The 17,355-nt window shown below is 56.3% G+C and carries 18 protein-coding genes; 6 read left to right on the top strand and 12 right to left on the bottom strand.

Features of this window, described 5'->3' with window-relative positions; all coding sequences use genetic code 11:
- A complete protein-coding gene (locus ACUY4S_RS01485; RefSeq protein ID WP_312689841.1) occupies positions 1-1,092 on the bottom strand; it encodes an iron-containing alcohol dehydrogenase family protein in 1,092 nt (363 codons plus the stop codon).
- A 209-nt stretch (positions 1,093-1,301) separates the two neighbouring features.
- On the opposite strand from ACUY4S_RS01485, the gene purB reads away from it, so the two are divergent.
- The 4 genes from purB to ACUY4S_RS01465 are packed head-to-tail and all read left to right on the top strand — an operon-like array spanning position 1,302 to position 5,669.
- Positions 1,302-2,669: an adenylosuccinate lyase gene (gene purB, locus ACUY4S_RS01480; protein WP_458023261.1), complete on the top strand. Its 1,368-nt coding sequence runs from the start codon at positions 1,302-1,304 to the stop codon at positions 2,667-2,669.
- Positions 2,666-3,193 carry a GNAT family N-acetyltransferase gene (locus tag ACUY4S_RS01475; RefSeq protein WP_312689845.1) on the top strand — a complete coding sequence of 176 codons (528 nt, stop codon included), beginning with the start codon at positions 2,666-2,668 and terminating at the stop codon, positions 3,191-3,193. The genes purB and ACUY4S_RS01475 overlap by 4 nt, the downstream gene beginning before the upstream one ends.
- An 11-nt stretch (positions 3,194-3,204) precedes the next feature.
- Positions 3,205-4,350, top strand: coding sequence for an amidohydrolase (locus tag ACUY4S_RS01470; RefSeq protein WP_458023262.1), 1,146 nt, complete (start codon positions 3,205-3,207; stop codon positions 4,348-4,350).
- On the top strand, positions 4,347-5,669 hold the full coding sequence (locus tag ACUY4S_RS01465) for an MmgE/PrpD family protein (protein ID WP_458023263.1): 1,323 nt from the start codon (positions 4,347-4,349) through the stop codon (positions 5,667-5,669). The genes ACUY4S_RS01470 and ACUY4S_RS01465 overlap by 4 nt, the downstream gene beginning before the upstream one ends.
- Here the strand turns inward: ACUY4S_RS01465 and ACUY4S_RS01460 are convergent.
- From ACUY4S_RS01460 to ACUY4S_RS01445, 4 genes are read right to left on the bottom strand one after another with little or no spacing between them, the layout of a single operon-like run.
- Entirely contained in the window at positions 5,655-7,940 is a 2,286-nt protein-coding gene (locus ACUY4S_RS01460; protein ID WP_312689851.1) for a molybdopterin-dependent oxidoreductase, read from the bottom strand. The genes ACUY4S_RS01465 and ACUY4S_RS01460 overlap by 15 nt on opposite strands.
- Positions 7,941-7,942: 2 nt before the next feature.
- Positions 7,943-8,704, bottom strand: coding sequence for an amino acid ABC transporter ATP-binding protein (locus ACUY4S_RS01455; RefSeq protein ID WP_312689852.1), 762 nt, complete (start codon positions 8,702-8,704; stop codon positions 7,943-7,945).
- On the bottom strand, positions 8,697-9,623 hold the full coding sequence (locus tag ACUY4S_RS01450; RefSeq protein ID WP_458023265.1) for an amino acid ABC transporter permease: 927 nt from the start codon (positions 9,621-9,623) through the stop codon (positions 8,697-8,699). Before ACUY4S_RS01450 ends, ACUY4S_RS01455 begins: the two co-directional genes overlap by 8 nt.
- Positions 9,623-10,516, bottom strand: a complete 894-nt coding sequence (locus ACUY4S_RS01445) for an ABC transporter substrate-binding protein (RefSeq protein ID WP_312689855.1) — start codon at positions 10,514-10,516, stop codon at positions 9,623-9,625. Before ACUY4S_RS01445 ends, ACUY4S_RS01450 begins: the two co-directional genes overlap by 1 nt.
- A 222-nt stretch (positions 10,517-10,738) precedes the next feature.
- On the opposite strand from ACUY4S_RS01445, the gene ACUY4S_RS01440 reads away from it, so the two are divergent.
- On the top strand, positions 10,739-11,533 hold the full coding sequence (locus ACUY4S_RS01440; protein WP_458023266.1) for an SDR family NAD(P)-dependent oxidoreductase: 795 nt from the start codon (positions 10,739-10,741) through the stop codon (positions 11,531-11,533).
- A gap of 72 nt (positions 11,534-11,605) precedes the next feature.
- Here ACUY4S_RS01440 and ACUY4S_RS01435 read toward each other — a convergent pair whose 3' ends face one another.
- A complete protein-coding gene (locus ACUY4S_RS01435) occupies positions 11,606-12,583 on the bottom strand; it encodes an AEC family transporter (RefSeq protein ID WP_312689859.1) in 978 nt (325 codons plus the stop codon).
- Between the two features lie 359 nt (positions 12,584-12,942).
- Between ACUY4S_RS01435 and ACUY4S_RS01430 the strand changes: the two genes are divergently transcribed.
- Entirely contained in the window at positions 12,943-14,355 is a 1,413-nt protein-coding gene (locus ACUY4S_RS01430; protein WP_312689861.1) for a hypothetical protein, read from the top strand.
- 61 nt (positions 14,356-14,416) lie between these two features.
- On the opposite strand, the gene ACUY4S_RS01425 is transcribed toward ACUY4S_RS01430, so the two are convergent.
- From ACUY4S_RS01425 to ACUY4S_RS01400, 6 genes are all read right to left on the bottom strand, one after another.
- Positions 14,417-14,776 (bottom strand): SMI1/KNR4 family protein, encoded by a 360-nt coding sequence (locus ACUY4S_RS01425; RefSeq protein ID WP_312689864.1) that lies wholly within the window; start codon positions 14,774-14,776, stop codon positions 14,417-14,419.
- Positions 14,773-15,264, bottom strand: a complete 492-nt coding sequence (locus ACUY4S_RS01420; protein ID WP_312689866.1) for a hypothetical protein — start codon at positions 15,262-15,264, stop codon at positions 14,773-14,775. The genes ACUY4S_RS01425 and ACUY4S_RS01420 overlap by 4 nt, the downstream gene beginning before the upstream one ends.
- The gene (locus ACUY4S_RS01415; protein ID WP_458023267.1) at positions 15,261-15,644 is read right to left on the bottom strand and encodes an immunity protein PIM1 family protein; all 384 of its coding nucleotides are present in this window, start codon (positions 15,642-15,644) and stop codon (positions 15,261-15,263) included. Before ACUY4S_RS01415 ends, ACUY4S_RS01420 begins: the two co-directional genes overlap by 4 nt.
- Before the next feature lie 46 nt (positions 15,645-15,690).
- Positions 15,691-16,041, bottom strand: coding sequence for a hypothetical protein (locus ACUY4S_RS01410; protein ID WP_458023269.1), 351 nt, complete (start codon positions 16,039-16,041; stop codon positions 15,691-15,693).
- 75 nt (positions 16,042-16,116) lie between these two features.
- Positions 16,117-16,656, bottom strand: a complete 540-nt coding sequence (locus ACUY4S_RS01405; protein WP_458023271.1) for an SMI1/KNR4 family protein — start codon at positions 16,654-16,656, stop codon at positions 16,117-16,119.
- 253 nt (positions 16,657-16,909) lie between these two features.
- Positions 16,910-17,344, bottom strand: a complete 435-nt coding sequence (locus ACUY4S_RS01400; RefSeq protein WP_312689874.1) for a hypothetical protein — start codon at positions 17,342-17,344, stop codon at positions 16,910-16,912.
- Positions 17,345-17,355: the final 11 nt, after the last annotated feature.

Here is a 17,355-nt window from a genome sequence, read left to right as displayed (position 1 = left end):
CTATACCGCATAGCGGGGTGTAAAAAATTGCTCCGTCAGGCGTAGCGCTCGTTCAATCCGTGCGGGTTCCAGCGAAAACGGTAAATGCTCTGCCGCCGCGCGAGGAAAATGAATACTGCGCGCCACCGCCTGGATCACCGCCAGGCGGATCTCTTTCAGCGGCGCCAGCGTCAGTGGCATCTCGTACTGACGCAATAAGCTCAGCAATGCGGCGTCCGGTGTTTCACCATCGCCTTCGAGGAACGACTGCACCAGCAAGCTGTAACCCACTCGCTCACCATGCAACCAGTCGCGCAACGCCGGTTCGTAGGTTAGACGGTTATGAATAGCGTGAGCGACGCCAGGCGTGGGGATCTCGCCGCGAATGCTGTTGGCCAACCCGGCAATGGCAATATTGGCATCAATAACATTGATTAACGCTTCACTGACAACCTGCGCTTTATTATCCTGTACCGCCTGCACACCGTGTTTTTCGTAAATATCCACAGCCAGTCGGGCGGTCTGCACTTTTAACTGCAACGCCAGATTATCCGGCGAATGTTCTAAATAGGGACGGAACTCGTACCATTTCGCCAGTGCATCCACAATACCCGCTTTTAAATAACGCACATCGCTCTGTGCAATAATTTCACTGTCCACCAGCACCAGTCGCGGCAATGTTTTCAACGGTTGACTGCGGATCTGCCCGCCTTCTTCAGTATAAAAGACCGACAGCGGCGACCAGGCCGCGCAGGTAGAGGCAACCGTCGGGATGGTGACAGACTCGCCGCCTTCAAGCGCATCCGCTACGGCTTTCGCGGTATCCAGTACGCGACCACCACCCACGCCGACAATCCACTGCACCCCCAGTTTTCGCGCGCGCCGGGCGTAATGTGCCACCCGCTCGTCGGTACAGTAGCCAGTCATGATTTCGGTCTGCCATTTCACGCCGCTGGCGCGCAAACTGCCTTCCAGCGCCGGGTTCACTCGTGCCCAGGCCCGCGCACTGGTAATAATTAAAATATGCTGTGACAGCGGTGAAATATATTTCCCTGCGTCATGGCGAATACCTGACAGGTGAAACCAGGTTTGCGGCGTTTTTATCGCAAGCATTGAGTTTTCCATGTAATTAAATCGCATTATCGGCTCATGCTACAAAAATAAAAACAAAAAACAATCTTTCTCATTTCCTGTATTTTCATATCGATAGAAGAATATTAGATAAGGCGACAAATGCCTTGCCGCCGGTATATTCATGAATGAAGATGCTGAACAGAAAATAAAATTATCGGCATTTTTTAAATTTACGACAGGCACATAATATGTCATCGCATCCCATCGATTTTTTGATCATCGGCAATAACTTCGCCACGCCGGAAATGCGCGCCATCTGGTCGGAAGAAAATCGCCTGCGCCAGCAGGCCGCCGTGGAAGTGGCGCTGGCGCGTGCGCAAGGTGAACTGGGCGTCATTCCACCAAAAGCAGCGCAGGAGATTGCCGACCGTGCACAGCCGCAGGCGCTGCAACTGAGCGATATCGCCCACCTTGCCGCACAGATGAAGCACTCCTTTATGCCCACGCTGACGGCGCTGCAACAGCAGTGCGGCCCGGCGGGGGAATACCTGCACTATGGTGCCACCACACAGGATATCGTCGATACTGCCACCATTTTGCAACTGCGCGATGCACTGGACATTATCCGCCGCGATACCGTTGGCGTAGCCCGCGCCCTGCGCCAGCTTGCCGAACGTCACCAGCACACGCTAATGGTTGGTCGCACTCACGGCATGCAGGCGTTGCCCACGACCTTTGGGTTTAAGGTCGCCGTCTGGCTGGATGAGTTTTTACGCCATTTAACACGCATCAACGAAATCAGCCCGCGCCTGCTGACAGGCAACATCAACGGCGCTATCGGCACCAATGCGGCACTGGGCGATCTGGGTCCTGAGGTAGAGCGTCGCACGCTGGCGCTACTCGGGCTCGCCTGCCCGACTATTGGCTGGCAATCTGCCCGCGATCGCTTAAGCGAATTCGCCTCGCTGGCGGTACTGATCAGCGGCTCGTTGGGCAAAATCGGCAACGAACTCTATAACCTGATGCGTACCGAAATCGGCGAAGTGGAAGAGCCTTTCAGCGCCGGGAAAATCGGTTCTACCACCATGCCGCACAAGCGCAACCCTGCTGCTATTGAAGGACTGGCAAGCCTGACTGCGCCCGTGCGCCACAGCGCCGGTCTGATTTTTGAGTCCATGCATGTCGAACACGAACGCGATGCCATGAGCTGGCGCGCAGAGTGGCTGGCGCTACCGGAAATTTGTCTCTATCTCTCTGCGCAACTGCAAAACGCACAGGGGATCCTTAACGGCCTGACGGTGAATAGCGACAAAATGCGCGCCAATCTGGATATCCAGGCCGGGCTGCTGCTGTCGGAGCGAGTCATGTTTGAAGCCGGGAAAACCCTCGGTAAACAGACAGCACACCACCTCGTGTACACCTGTGCGATGACGGCGTTTGAGAGCGGGCGCGATTTTAAAAGCGTGCTGGCAGAACAACCGGAAATCGCCGGGGCTATCAGCGATGCCGATCTCGATGGCTGGCTGGATCCAGCGCGCTACTTAGGCAGCGCGCTGGAAAAAGTCAGTGATGTCTTGCGCGCCGCAGACGACTCACAGTTGCTGGAGAGGGTATGAGCGAGCACTATCGCCAGCTAACGACCGCTGACCGCGACATCTATCTAACGCTGATGCTGGAAGCCTACGCACAGGTGCGTGAGATGGGCATTCATTTTGATGCGGCCACCACCACCGTCGCGCAGGTAACGCAACACCTGCAACAGCACGGTGTCTGGGGGCTGTTTGTCGATGATGCGTTAGCCGCCTCCATTACGCTGCGCTACCCCTGGGGGCCGCTGCCGGGGCCGTTTGGCCTGCCGCATATCGGCTGGTTTGCCGCGCATCCGCGCCATCGTGGGGAGCAGCGCGGGCGGCAAATCTACGACTGGGTGGAGACCCATATTCTGCGCGGTGTATTGCGCGCACCTGCGGTGTCGCTCGGCACCGCCATCAGCCATCCGTGGCTGATCCCCTTTTATCAGCAGTATGGCTTTGTGCCTGCGCATGAGGCGGATCTGGGCAAAGGCCATATCACCCTGTTTATGAAAAAAATCCTTGATGACGCTGACCACACCGCGTGGCTGGCGCGTCGTTCACCCTGATGAGTAACGCTATGACCGACATTGCTGAATTACCGGCCTGGCTGACCGATTTTCGCCACGAATTGCATCGTTTTCCTGAACTCTCTAACCAGGAGTTCGCCACCACCGCCCGTCTTCGTGCTGCGTTGGAAACCTACCAGATCCGTATTCTGCCGTTAGATCTGCCGACCGGGCTGGTCGTTGAACTGGGCGGGCAACACCCTGGCCCGTTGATCGTCCTGCGCGCGGATATCGACGCACTGCCGATTGAGGAAAAATCCGGCGTGCCGTTCAGCTCAGCGCACCCCGGCGTAATGCATGCCTGCGGCCATGATTTCCACAGTGCCTCAGCGCTGGGCGCGGCGATTTTACTCAAACAGCAGGAGAGCAGCCTGCCCGGGCGGGTGCGCATTCTCTTTCAGCCTGCAGAAGAGACCGGGCAAGGCGCACCGGCGGTGATTGCCGCGGGCGCGCTGGAGGGAGCAACGGCGATTTTTGGTATCCATAACGATCCGGCACTACCGGTGGGCGTCATGGGCAGTAAAGCCGGCGCGCTGACTGCAGGCGTTGACCGTTTCCGTATTGATATTACCGGCACCGGCAGCCATGCTGCGCGCCCGCATGAAGGCAATGATCCAGTGGTGATCGCCGGGCAACTGATCTCTACGCTGCAAACCCTGATTAGCCGTAATGTTCCGTCCGATGAAAATGCCGTGCTCTCCCTGACGCAGGTGCACAGCGGCAGCACGTGGAACGTCATCCCGGATAGCGCCTGGCTGGAAGGCACCGTGCGTACCTTTAGCCAGACGGTGCGCGAACAGATTGAGCAGCGCATGCGTGATGTGCTGGCCGGGATGGCCGCCGCGTTTAACGCGCAAATTACCCTTGACTGGCAACCCGGCCCCCCGTCGGTGGTGAACAGCGAAGAGTGGGTTGCACTGGCGCTGGAAACCGGTCACGAAACGGGTTTTGACGTCCGCCGTATCGCCGCGAATCCGATTGGCGAAGACTTCGCGTTTTACCAGCAACGTTTGCCCGGCGCTTTTATCATGATTGGCTCCGGTGGCCCGTATGCCCTGCACCATCCCCAGTTCCGCGTGGATGACGCCGCCCTGTTTCCCACCGCGCAATGGCTGGCGACGCTGGCAGTACAGGCGCTGAAAAAGGCAGCGGCATGAGTGATATCACCCTGGCCATTGCCCGGTTGATTGTCGACGCACAGCCGAATGACACCGCCCGTGAACAGGCACGGTGCGGTGTGCTCGACTTTTTCGCCGTTGCCTTGCCGGTGGTTAACGGCGTATTACCTGACGCCACCTTAGCGTCATTGCGCCAGATCTGGCCGGGGCAGGACGCGCAATCCCGCGCGTTGCGTCTTGGCTACAGCGGGCATGCGCTGGATTTCGATGATTTTCACCCGGACTTTCGCGGGCATGTCGGAACCGTTATCCTCCCGGCGTTGCTGGCGCTGTCGGCAGAGTGCGCCAGTATCGAACCGGCGCAGTTTCTCGATGCCTTTGTGCTGGGGGTAGAAATGGCGGGCCGCCTGGGTCTGGCAGTCGGCAGTGGGCATTATGTGCAGGGCTTTCACAACACCAGCACCCTCGGCGTGCTGGCAGCGGCAGCGGCCTGCGCCCGTCTGGTGAAGGCGGATCCTGAGCAAACCGCGAATATCCTCGCCATTGCCGCCACTCAGTCTGCCGGATTACGCGTGCAGTTTGGTTCGGATATCAAACCGCTGCATGCCGGGCTGGCGGCCCGGGCGGCGGTCACTGCCGTACAACTGACGCAGCATGCCGTCATTGCGCAAACAATCGGCGCGCTGGAGCGTTTTCTCACCGCTTATAGCCCCTCAACTGCCCGCCCGGCATTGCTTACTGAACGCTGGGGCGCACCGTGGCGCATTGTTACGCCGGGGCTGGAGTTTAAACCCTGGCCGACCTGTAGCGGCACGCACGGTGCAGCGCTGGCTGCACTGACGCTACGTGAGAAATGGCTTGCGACAGGGTTTTCCACTGCGCAGTTACACCACGATGTGGAGCGAATTGAGGTGGCGTTTCCGCCCGGCGGCGATGTGGCGGCATTTATTCATACTCCCGCCAGTGGGGTTGAAGCCCGCTTTAGCCTTGAGTATGTGATTGCCGAATGCTTACTGGACAATGATCTGCCGCTGAGCAGTTTCGCGCCCGGCGATGTGAAACCGGCTACCGCCGCGCTGGCGGCCCGCGTCGTGCGTACGCCGGATCACAACGCACCACCGGACGCACTCAACCCGGCGGCGCGTTTTCATCGCCTTCGCTTAACCACTCGCGACGGAGTGATACTGGAAACCGAGGCCACACGCCAGATGCTGCTGGCGAAAGGCGTGGATTTAGCGGAGAAACTGCGCCGCTGCCTGCCGCAAGCGGATGACGTCACCCGCGATGGCTGGCTTACATTGACCCGTCTGGAGAGCGTCCAGGCGCTGCGTACCCTACAGGCGCTATTGCTGGTTTAGGGGCGCAAAAGCCTGCACGTCTCCAACATCGCCGGTAAACAGAGACACCTGAACGACAGTGATCTGCCCGCTGCACCCTTGCCCCAGCGAAGAGGTACCGATGTCGCGCGTCAGAACGTTAGGGTTACCATGACGACACAGCGGGCGCGCTGCAAGCGGGTCCACCGGGTCGTACCAGGCACCCGTCGGCAGTTGCACCACACCAGGCATAATATTCTCCGACAAGGTCGCCGCCGCCAGCACAGCGCCACGCAGGTTATACAGCATAATAATCGCCCCTTCGGTAATACCGCGTGCAGCGGCATCGGTCGGGTGCATCATGCATACCTCTTTACCCTGCTGTTTATGCCGTGCGCTGTGTCGCCCGTAGTCGAGCTGGCTGTGCAGGCGGGTGGCGGGTTGATTGGCAATCAGCCACAGCGGATGTTGCGCGTCGGGTTGTTCGTCCGGTGTCAGCCACGCCGGGTGACCGGGGCAATCGGGATAGTTGAAACTGGCGATGGTCGCTGAATAGATCTGGATTTTGCCATCCGGCGTCGGTAATGGATACACGTCGGGATCGGCACGAAAACGGCGCATCATGCCCCCACCATCGTCCACCTGCGGCAACGTTAACACGCCCTCCTGCCAGAAGCGGTCGAAATCGGGTGTATTCACCCCTTCCTGCGCTAATTTTTCCTGCATCTGCCCGTACAGATGGTGTAACCACTCACGCACCGTGCGCCCTTCGGTAAACGCCTCTTCACGCCCCAGCCGGGCAGCAATCTCCCGGAAAATGGCGAAATCATCCCGCGCTTCACCCCAGGGCTCAGCCACTGGATGCATGGCGAACAAATGTCTGTCGGTTGGCGCGCCGCCTACGTCTTCGCGCTCCAGCGTCATGGTGGCGGGTAAGATCAGATCCGCATGGCGCGCGGTCGCCGTCAGGCTGTGTTCATGGACGATCAGCGTATCCAACTGACAAAACGCATTACGCAGACGCGCCAGGTCCTGGTGATGATGGAAGGGGTTACCCCCCGCCCACCACGCCAGCTTAATGGACGGGTAACGGCGCCGCTGGCCGTTAAAATCAAAGGGGGCGCCAGGGTTGAGCAGCATATCAGCGATACGTGCTACCGGAATAAAATCGTCAACGCCGTTGTTGCCCTGCGGCAGCGAGGGGAAAGAGACGCGGTTAAACGCTTTTCCGTAGTGACCCAACGCCCCCAGCGCATAGGCATAGCCGCCGCCGGGCAGACCGGGTTGCCCCAACGCCGCAGCCAGCACCATGCCCAGCCATACCGGCTGTTCGCCGTGCTGCGCACGTTGTAACGAATGGGCGACCGTGATCACCACGCGCTTACCGTGCAGGCGCTGCGCCAACGCAACAATGTCTGCGGCGGGCACACCACAAATGGCCTCTGCCCAGGCGGCATCCCGCACCGTGCCATCCTGCGTACCATTGAGGGAGGCGACCAGCGTTGGCCAGCCGGTACAGTAACGCCCCAGAAAATCTTCATCGCTCAGCCCGTTAAGCCATAAGGTATGCAGGAGCGCCAGCATTAACGCCGCATCGGTACCCGGACGTACCGCTATCCACTCCCCGGCGGCTTCGTCCGGCAAGTCATGGCGCAATGGGCTGATGGAGATAAATTGCGCGCCGCGTTCAGCAGCCTGACGCAGGTATCCGCGTTCGGTATGCTCGCTCATGCCGCCGCTGGCAACCTGGGAATTTTTCAGCGCCAGACCACCAAAAGAGAGCACGACCTCGCTGTGTTCAGCAATCTCACGCCAGCTCACACCGCGCCGGGAAATCTCATCCTGCGAGGCAACTATGTGCGGCAAGACAACGCAGGCCGCCGCAGAACTGTAGGACCATACCGAGCGAACATAACCGCCGATGGTGGTGTTCAGAAACCGGTGCACCTGGCTCTGCGCATGGTGAAAACGCCCGGCGCTGGACCAACCATATGAACCACCAAACACCGCCTGCGGGCCGAAGTTATCCGCCACCCGTTGCAACTCCCTCGCCGCCAGATCCAACGCTTGCGCCCAGCTAATCGCAATGTACTCATCAGCTCCCCGCTTCGCGTCCGGACCAGGACCCTGCTCCAGCCAGCCTTTGCGGACCATCGGCCTGGTCACGCGCGCCGGGTGACGCAGCACATCGGTAAAATTGTCCAGCAACGGGCTGGGATCGGGATCGCCAGCAAAGGGGGTAATGTGCAGTTCATCACCCGCCGGGGAGGCAGTAAACGCCCCCCAGTGGGAGCTGTGCGTCACAGGCGGCATAGTTAAAGCACCGTGGAAAGAAAGTGGCTGACGCGGGCGTTGGCGTTATTTTCCAGTACCTGGCGCGCCGGACCGGAAGCGATCACTTTTCCCGCTTCCATAAACACAATGTTGTCCGCCACTTCGCGGGCAAACCCGATTTCATGGGTGACGATCACCATGGTGATGCCGGAGTGCGCCAGCGCTTTGATGACCTGTAACACTTCACCCACCAGCTCCGGGTCCAGTGCCGAGGTCGGCTCATCAAACAGCATGACTTCAGGATCCATTGCCAGCGCGCGGGCAATCGCTACGCGCTGCTGCTGACCGCCGGAAAGCTGCTGCGGCCAGTCATTTTCGCGCCCGGAAAGCCCAACCTGTTGCAGAAGCTGGCGCGCTTTCGCCACCGCCTGCGCCCTGGGCTGCTTTTTCACACGGACAGGCGCATCGATAATATTTTGCAGCACGGTCCGGTGCGGGAAGAGATTAAATTGCTGGAAAACCATGCCAATACGGCTGCGCTGTCGGGCGATTTTGCTGTCGCTCACTTCAAACAGCGCCTGGCCTTTTTGCTCATACCCCACCAGTTCGCCGCCGATGCGGATTGTCCCGGCATCCAGTTTTTCCAGGTGGTTAATGCAGCGCAACAGTGTTGATTTCCCCGAACCCGATGGGCCGAGGATCACCGTTACCGACCCGGCGTCCACATCCAGATCGACGCTATCGACCACCGTCTGCCCGGAGAAACGCTTGGTGATATTGCGTAATTCAATTGTCTCAGCCATTACTCACTCTCCTGGCGTTAAACAGATACACCGGCAGCCTGCGGGCAAACCAGACGTTGGCTTCAACGCGCTTTACGCCACGGGAGAAGTAGCGTTCGACGTAGAACTGTCCGACCGACAGCACGGACGTCAGCAGCAGGTACCACAGCGTGGCGACCAGCAGCAGGGGGATCACTTCATAGGTGCGTTGATAGATAATTTGCGCTGAGTAGAGCACATCCTGCAGAGAAATCACGGAAACCACAGCGGTGGTTTTTAACTGACCAATCACCTCATTGCCGGCGGGCGGCAGGATGGCGCGCATCGCCTGTGGCAAAACGGTATGGCGGAAAATCTGCCCGCGCGAATAACCGAGCGCCCGCGCCGCTTCCAGTTGACCATTCCCAACGCTCTGGATACCCGCACGAATAATCTCCGCCGCATAGGCGGACTGATGCATCACCAGCGCGATCACCGCTGCGCTAAAGGGGCTTATTACCGCGTTGGCTGGCGCACTATAGAGTTCGCCAAGCCCCGGCAAACTCACAGAGAGAGTCGGATAAAGCGCGGCCACGTTGTACCAGAGGAAAAGCTGCACCAGCATCGGCACGCCGCGGAAAAACCACGTATATCCCCAACTTACCGCCACCAGCACCGGATTTGATGACAGGCGCATCAGCGCCAGTACGGTGCCGCCGGCAAAGCCCAGCACGACGGAAATGGCGGTCAGTTGCAAGGTCATCAACACGCCGCTGATGATGGCGTCTTCGGTGAAGCTTTGTGCCACCACGCCCCACTCAAAACGCGGATTGTTGAAAATGGAGTGCAGCAGCCCTGCCAGCAGCAGTAAAACGAACAGGGCGCTGAACCAGCGCCCGTAGTAGCGTTTACCGACAATGCGCAAAGCGTCCTGCGACGGTGAAGGTGTGGTGTGCGCCATTAGAAAATCTCTTCGTTACGTTTGGACTCTTTTACCGCGCCGAAGCCAATCGACCAGTGGTCGAGGATCTTCTGGTAAGAGCCATCTTTGATGAGGGAGTTGAGGGCTGCCTGTACGGCCTCCTCCAGCCCGGAGCCTTTCGGGAACGCAATAGACACCGGGGCGTCGTTAACGCTGATTTGCCCACTCATGGTCAGCGGTTTCACTTTGCTGACCTGCCAGGTCAGCCCTTCGTAGGGGCCAAAGAACATGGGTACGCGCCCGCTGACCACCGCCTGTACGCCTGCCGGACGGTCCGGGAAGACGGCGACTTTTATCGGTGCTTTACCCTGTGCTTCACACGCTTTACTGCCTTCGTTCAAACGGTTGATTTGCGTGGTGCCCGCACCTGCACCAATCTCTTTGCCGCACACCTGTGTCAGTTCGGTAAAGGCGGGAATGTTCGCATCCTGACGGGAGATAATGCCGAGGCGGGATGCATCGTAATAACTGACGAAATCCACCTGTTCCAGGCGCTTTTTGGTGGCATTAATATTAGCCAGCGCCACATCGTAGCGGCCTGATTTCAGCCCTGGAATAATATTGTCGAAACCGCCGGTATCATGCCACTGCACTTTTACGCCGAGGCGTTCGGCAACCGCGGTCATAATATCAATTTCACGCCCGGCCAGCGTTTTATTATCTTCCTGATAAAATGTTGTCGGCGGCGTATTTGGGTTGGTGCCCGCAATAATATAACCGCGCTGGATAACCTCCTGCGGTAATTTCGCTTTTAGCGACGCGTCTGCCGTAATAGTAAACGTGGTTTGCGCCGGAACGCTTTGTTCAGCGGCATTGACCTGTTGCACACCACTTATTGCGAGGAGAATGGAGAATACGCCGTATTTATTCATATTGTGGTCTGTCCCCTGAAAAAGAAAATAACTGCCAAATATATTGTGTGAATTCCATTCTGTTAGAGCACTGAAAACGAGGGAAGCAATTAAACCAGAAAAGCAATGCTGCAAATTGCATAAGCCAGTGCGTACGCGTAATCAGGCAACAATTGGCAATGCGCGTGCCTGCCCAAGTGCTAGCCTTAAATCATTTGTTAAATCCAGATAAAGGAGTAAACGATGAAGATTGATCTCGGCGGGAAAGTGGCGCTGGTGACAGCATCAACGGGCGGTATTGGTTTTGCGATCGCCAAAGGGCTGGCGGAAAGCGGTGCCGAAGTGATCCTTAACGGGCGCAGCGAGGCATCGACCAGTAAGGCGAAAACCGCGTTGTTAAAACAGGTGCCGGGCGCAACGCTGCGGACTGCTATTGCCGATCTGAGTTCGGCAAAAGGGGTGGAAACGCTGCTGGCCGCCGCTGGCGAGGCCGATATTCTGGTGAACAACGCCGGTATTTATGGCCCGCAGGACTTTTACGCCACCGACGACGACACCTGGGAAAGCTACTGGCAAACCAATGTGATGTCTGGCGTACGGCTTTCACGCGCACTGTTGCCAGCCATGGTGAAAAAAGGCTGGGGACGGGTGGTATTTATCTCGTCGGAGTCGGCGCTGAATATCCCGGCGGAGATGATCCACTATGGTGTGACCAAAACGGCGCAACTGTCGCTGGCGCGCGGTTTAGCCAAGTTTGTGGCCGGAAGCGGTGTGACGGTGAACAGTGTCTTGCCGGGGCCGACCCTTTCTGATGGCTTTGCCGACATGATGAAAGATGAAATGGAAAAAACGGGCAAGTCGCTGGAAACCCTGGCAAAAGAGTTTGTGATGGCGAACCGTCCCAGCTCGGTGATCCAGCGTGCTGCCTCGGTGGAAGAAGTCGCGAATATGGTGGTGTATGTCTGTTCCAGACAGGCCTCGGCAACCTCTGGCGTGGCACTGCGTGTCGATGGTGGCGTGGTAGACGATATCGTCTGAATCGATAAAAAGAGATGCGCCAGCGACATCACGCGCTGGCGCATCTCCCCGCTGGCGTAAGCTGATACCGGCCTACGGCCAGTCAGGATAAAAGTGGCTCATCAGGATCATCAACAGCGGGGTCGTGACCGTAGAGAAAATGGTAGAAAGCAGCATACTGGTTGCGGTCGCGCCCTGCAGCACCTGGAACTTTTGCGCCATTAAATAGACATTGATCCCGACCGCCATTGAACCCAGCAACACCACGACCTGGCTCTCTGCCCGCGGTAAATGCAATAACAAGGCAAGCCCCCAAATCATCCCCGGCATTAGCAGCAGCTTAAACAGACAAATCGCCATGCTCTCGCGCAGCCCTTTGCGAATTTGGTAGCGCGACAAGCTCATACCCAACGTGATGAGCGTTAGCGGGGCAGCAACCTGCGCCACCATGCTAACCGGGCTATCAAGGATCTGCGGCAGCGGGCTGTGCAGCGCAAAACTCCAGATAAACCCACTGAAAATACCGATGATTATCGGGTTGCGCAGCACATTTACCAGCGTTTTGCCGATGCCGCGCACCGAGAAACTGCCGTTTTGCGCCCATTCAACCGACACGGTGACCAGCGTCCACAAAATCAGGCTGTTAAACACCAGCACCAGCGCGACAGAAGCGAGGCTCGCCGGGCCAAGCAGAATAATCGCAACCGGAATACCGAGCATGACGTTGTTAGAGAAAATACCCGCCAGACCGAAAACCGACCCGGAAATTGCGTCCAGGCGAAACAGACGTTTTGCAACAATGCGCCCAATGATGTAAATCACCAGGCAGGTACCGAAATACGCAATCAGTAGCCGCATGTCCACTGCCGGGCTTTGGTAAAACTTGCTCATTACTTTAAAAAGCATGCAGGGTATCGCCACATTAAAGCAGAAGCGATTTAACCCCTCGTTGACCGATTCAGGCCAGCCAGCAAAGCGACCTAAACCGTACCCCAGTGCAATCAATAAAAAGAGTGGCGCAGAGAGCAGCAGTTGCTGCGCGAGTTGCGCGAAAAATTCAGCCGTTTCCATCCGTAACCCTGTTAGTCGAAATGAAAGCTCATTTAACGTCTTGTTTTTCTCAGTATATGGGGGAGTCACCGCGCCGTCAGTCTCCCATTGCGGAGAGTGTCGTGCATTTTTGTTTTTTCTGACGCCGGAAAGAACTTTTGCCTCGCTAAGTTTATAGTTTCATTAGGTAAATATAACTCTTCGTTACAATATTCGTAACAAAATATTTCAACAATATAACAAATGTGTAGATTACAGGTATGATCAGCAAATCTCTATTTTTAAGAAGGCCCACCTGCAACCGCAATTCACCTATTCCTGATCACAGCAATAATTAGCGAAATATTAAAAATAAATAATTAACCACCGAGATTAACCTCATGATAGCACTTAAGGCACCGATGGCGGTGATAGGCTGCGCCCTGCTGATGACAGGCTGTGCTTCCTATGACAATACCGCTTGTAACAACGCGTTTTCCGCTGCGCAAAACGCTATTAATAATAAAAATTACGACACCTACCTGAATAACAGACAAACCATGATGCAACTCTGTTATTCCAGTAACACCGATTATAAAGTGACTTCGCAAGTCATGGATTATGATACTAATTTATTTAAACAGTGGTATGCGAATAAAGACTATGAGAATTTAATTAAATTCACCGATCAGGATTTCGCTAATAGTAATCCAAAACGCTATTTCCCCCATCTGCTGATGCAATATCAATATTATGACGGGCTGGCGAAGCAACAGGCAAAAAGCAATCCGGCTCAAGCGCTTAGCACCATTTCCAGCTTTGAAACACAGATCACCCGTTATGCACGTGAATTAGGCGTTGCTTATGCAAATTATCTGTATGCCGATGCCTATAAAACCCGAAGCGAAACCGGGGACAGATCGAAAGCGCTGCTGGAGAAATTTGTCACCGCGTTAAACCTCACGCCACTGGCCAACGGCGACATGTATACCGCTGCAATGAATCTGGCACGCGATAATAAAAACGCCAAAATCGCCAGCCGTCTGAACAGCCAATGGACAGCACTGAACAGCGCATGGGGCAGCGTTAATGAGGCCAATCGTTTAATGCCGCAAAGCGGCAAGCTTAGCGAAGTGGCGGCCGTGCTGAAGAAAAAAGGATTTACGCAACTGGCGGAAACCACCGGCGCACTGGCCGGCTCGCGCCATAATACTGAAATCAGCAACCAGCAGTATGCCGCACAGCAGGCGCAAGCTCAGGCGCAGGCAGACGCTGAGCGAGCACAGGCCGCACAGCAAGAGGCGCAGCAGCCATCGCAGGTCGATACGCTGGTCAATGCGGTGACGGGTGTCGCCAGCAGCGCCATCATTGCGCACGCCTCTGGCGGCAGTGTGTCTCAGGCCGTCGGTAACTCGCTCAACCAGGCCGCGCTGGCCGCTAACAGCAGCAGTGAGAGCAGTTATTCGCCCTCTGCGTCGTCCGGCGCCGGTGCTTCTTCTGCAGGCAGCAGCGGTGGCGGTTCTGGTGGTGCCCGCCCGGCGCTCTCCGCCGAAGCGATGGCTATCGACTTGAGTGGCGATTGTGATACCGCCGAGCGCAAAGGCACTCAAGCGGCAGAGAGAATAGGCGCACAGGCGCAGTCGTCAGATGCGGGGATTTGTTCCTCCGGCAAAGGCGCCAAACTGCTGGGAGAAATTACGGTTCGCGTTGCGCAGGCCTGTAAAGTCCGCCCGACCTGGCAGCAACTGGAAGATCAGGGTTATGACATGATTAACCAGGCGCAGCAAACCATTGACGGTTCCTGCTCACCCTGACAAACAGCGCCCCGCACATGCGGGGCCTGTCCACGCCGCGATTGATACCGCTGCGCCGATCTCAGGCGCAGAGCTGGTCGATATCTTGCGCGAAGGGCTCCATTTGCAGGCTGCCCAGCGCGCCCAGGTCCTGTGTGTAGAGGGTTTCCTGGCCCGCACGCGCGTGAATGAAATAACCCCTGTCACCATCCTGACCTATCAACAGGTATTCCGGCTCCACCTGTTGGATAGCATAGGTCTGGTTGCGCTCCAGCAGATCATGGTAATTGAACAACACCAGAGCGTCGCCGTTCAGGGTGGTGATTTCCCAACATGCGTTTTCCCGGATCGTTTGTAATAAATAGCGGCGATAGCGCGGCGGCAATGTCATGCCCAGCACGCGTTCAAGGTGTTGCAGCGGAGGTGGCAGCAGCTCACTCATTTTCGTTTCTTCTTCACATTGGGTGCCAGCGGCGAGTGATCGTAAACGTAGATTTCGTTCAGCGTCAGCTCAGGCGGTATCTGGTAGAGGTGATCGGCGAGTTCGTCATGCGGCGAAGGCAGAGGAAACGACAGTCCATAATCGTTATCGACAATCAGTGCGCCGTGAAGAATGCGTACCTCTTTCACAAGCACGGAAAGCGTCTCCATGGTGATGCCCGGGTAGATCGTCTGCCGGTATTTGCCGCCGTAGGCCTGATTACAGCCCACCGACACGATGATATCCAGAGAATTGGTGAAGATGGCCATCGTACCGTTATTAATAAAATAACCGTGCATTGTCTCTGCCTGCGGGTGCGCGGGCGGGTAGATTTTCGTTTCCACCGTGAAGCGCTCAAGCAACTCTTCCAGATAGACATCAATCGACTGGCCAAGGCAGATATTGCCTAGCGAGTGATTACTGATGATGTCCGCATTCAGATCAATCATCCTTCCTCCTGCGTTGCCGGAAACCGGCCGTGAAGATACGCAGACCACAGTTGCGTGACAGCCCAGCCGCCCGCCTTTCCGGCAGCCAGACTTTTCGCAATCAGATCGACATCGTCAGCAATACGCGCCGCGATCTCTGCATTGCCGTTGATGCGAAAAGCATGTTTGAATGCTTTTTCGCGTAATGTATCGATAAACGTCAGCACCTGCGCCGGGAATGCCTGGGCCTGAAGTTCGCGATATGCCTGCATCCAGGCCTCATCAAATGCGGCTTCATCGCGCAAATCCAGGGCGGCGTCGGCGTCCAGCGATGCCAGAAAATCAAAAAATCCGTTGGCGGATAAGCGGTTATCCAGTTCGCTTAAGGCAGGATTTATCATCTTGTTGCTTGCTCCGTTGATGCGCGAATAGGGAGACGGCCAGCGCTTAGCGATAGATCCCACGCTGTTCTGCCTGCTCAATCCAGATGTCCTGAAGGCTCCCCTGGATCTCGTCATCCTGATAATGCACGGCAAAATCGCCATCAATCCCCTGCGGAAAATGACTGCCATCCAGCATGCCGAAGATAACCGAAGCGCTGTCGGCCATCGCCAGCTGTATAAAGCGCAACACATCCTGCTGCTGCGCTTTAGTAAGCGATGCCAGCGCATTTCTGGCCCTGCCGTAGACGTCGGCGTCGCTGTTCACCGGTTTGGTCAGCGCCTGCTGGTAATGTATAGCATTGTCGTCAAACAACGCGCGGGCAACCGCCTGCACCACCTGTTCATCACGTTCCATTATGTTCTCCTGCAATGTGGTTACCGCTTATGCCGCGACACCCTGAGGTCCGGTGCACATGCATAAAACGTGGCCTTATGCTATTTCCTGCCAGAAAGCGAGATTAACCGCGCCGACCGCGCTGGCAACCTCTTGCGGGCTGGCTGCCTGTAAAAACAGCGATCCAACGCCACGGATAAACAGCGCGAAACTGTCGGCAACCGGGTCGTCATCCGCCGCTGTCGGTTCGCTGGTCATGGCGTAAACGCGTTGATCCAGGGTATTAAGCAGCAAGGTATAAGGATCGGAAAGCGCAATCACAATGATCCCCTCAGGGCGGCTGACGCCGGGCCACCAGCGGTTAAACGCATCGCCCTGATTGAGCGCAATGACCTGCGCAAGGTAATCCTGCCCTGTGCCGAAAGCGATATTGCCAAGGGAGAAATGGTCCAGATCATAGCGGGAAAGACACGCCAGAAAGTCACCGCTCAGCCTGACATTAAGGCTTTGCTCAAGCGCACGTATATCGCCTACCGGCCCGCGCCGTTTTATGAGCAGGAGCTCGTCCATCTCGCCATCAAAAGGTGAAAATTTTTCGGCCAGTTGCTGTTCAATATCCGCAAGCGTTAATAGCATTACATCCTCGTTTATAAGGTTTCCGTCACGTTGAACTGAATCATCCCGGCCTTTAATTCCCGCCAACGGCACCAGCAATGTTTCGCTGCCATGCACGATAAAATTTCAGGTACTTATGAGGATGTTTTTTAAAAGGCCGGCTCTTGCTATAGCGATAGATCTCGTCGACATAGTGATAAGCCTCATCCAGCTGGCCCGGTTTATATAAGGCCAGTGAGTGCCTTCCCAATAAATAACAGAGCCATGAAGAGCGTTAAAGACCTGCCATGTCGTAGCCTGTTGCGATAATTTCAATGTAGCTGTCGTAGCCGACCAGCAGATAATGCTTAAGATTTAGCCGTTGCAGCGGATCGTATAAACGCCCTTTCTGTTGAAGAAGAGGCGAGTCCATCACCTGATAAAAGCCCGACTGTGGGTGTAGATGTTTTTCCTGCCAACAGGCAATAACGTTCTCTACGTCCGGCTGTATCAGAAAATCATTATGATGAGCCTCAAAAAAGTTTAACGTGGTGCACCTTAGCTCAGCAACCGGGCGGAAATGCAGTTCAATCTCGCGATAAGTGTCATGGTGGTAATCAGCCAGCGTCTGTACATCAAGGCGAACGTTAACGCCGCCGGATTCGGTATAAACAGCCTGTAGATCGGTGGTAGAAATACGAAAACTAACAGCCTCGGGGGTTAATAGCATATCGGCTCCTG

The organism is Kosakonia beeri, assembly GCF_054165705.1.
This window is presented reverse-complemented; position numbering and strand designations above follow the sequence as displayed.

Bases quoted from the DNA above. Each gene is read 5' to 3' on its own strand.
- ACUY4S_RS01410 (WP_458023269.1), bottom strand. From the start codon at position 16,041: ATGGAACGTGATGAACAGGTGGTGCAGGCGGTTGCCCGCGCGTTGTTT.
- ACUY4S_RS01455 (WP_312689852.1), bottom strand. From the start codon at position 8,704: ATGGCTGAGACAATTGAATTACGCAATATCACCAAGCGTTTCTCCGGG.
- ACUY4S_RS01440 (WP_458023266.1), top strand. From the start codon at position 10,739: ATGAAGATTGATCTCGGCGGGAAAGTGGCGCTGGTGACAGCATCAACG.
- ACUY4S_RS01475 (WP_312689845.1), top strand. From the start codon at position 2,666: ATGAGCGAGCACTATCGCCAGCTAACGACCGCTGACCGCGACATCTAT.
- ACUY4S_RS01405 (WP_458023271.1), bottom strand. From the start codon at position 16,656: ATGCTATTAACGCTTGCGGATATTGAACAGCAACTGGCCGAAAAATTT.
- ACUY4S_RS01425 (WP_312689864.1), bottom strand. From the start codon at position 14,776: ATGAGTGAGCTGCTGCCACCTCCGCTGCAACACCTTGAACGCGTGCTG.
- ACUY4S_RS01430 (WP_312689861.1), top strand. From the start codon at position 12,943: ATGATAGCACTTAAGGCACCGATGGCGGTGATAGGCTGCGCCCTGCTG.
- ACUY4S_RS01470 (WP_458023262.1), top strand. From the start codon at position 3,205: ATGACCGACATTGCTGAATTACCGGCCTGGCTGACCGATTTTCGCCAC.
- ACUY4S_RS01435 (WP_312689859.1), bottom strand. From the start codon at position 12,583: ATGGAAACGGCTGAATTTTTCGCGCAACTCGCGCAGCAACTGCTGCTC.
- ACUY4S_RS01460 (WP_312689851.1), bottom strand. From the start codon at position 7,940: ATGCCGCCTGTGACGCACAGCTCCCACTGGGGGGCGTTTACTGCCTCC.
- ACUY4S_RS01415 (WP_458023267.1), bottom strand. From the start codon at position 15,644: ATGATAAATCCTGCCTTAAGCGAACTGGATAACCGCTTATCCGCCAAC.
- ACUY4S_RS01445 (WP_312689855.1), bottom strand. From the start codon at position 10,516: ATGAATAAATACGGCGTATTCTCCATTCTCCTCGCAATAAGTGGTGTG.
- ACUY4S_RS01485 (WP_312689841.1), bottom strand. From the start codon at position 1,092: ATGCTTGCGATAAAAACGCCGCAAACCTGGTTTCACCTGTCAGGTATT.
- ACUY4S_RS01450 (WP_458023265.1), bottom strand. From the start codon at position 9,623: ATGGCGCACACCACACCTTCACCGTCGCAGGACGCTTTGCGCATTGTC.
- ACUY4S_RS01420 (WP_312689866.1), bottom strand. From the start codon at position 15,264: ATGATTGATCTGAATGCGGACATCATCAGTAATCACTCGCTAGGCAAT.
- purB (WP_458023261.1), top strand. From the start codon at position 1,302: ATGTCATCGCATCCCATCGATTTTTTGATCATCGGCAATAACTTCGCC.
- ACUY4S_RS01400 (WP_312689874.1), bottom strand. From the start codon at position 17,344: ATGCTATTAACCCCCGAGGCTGTTAGTTTTCGTATTTCTACCACCGAT.
- ACUY4S_RS01465 (WP_458023263.1), top strand. From the start codon at position 4,347: ATGAGTGATATCACCCTGGCCATTGCCCGGTTGATTGTCGACGCACAG.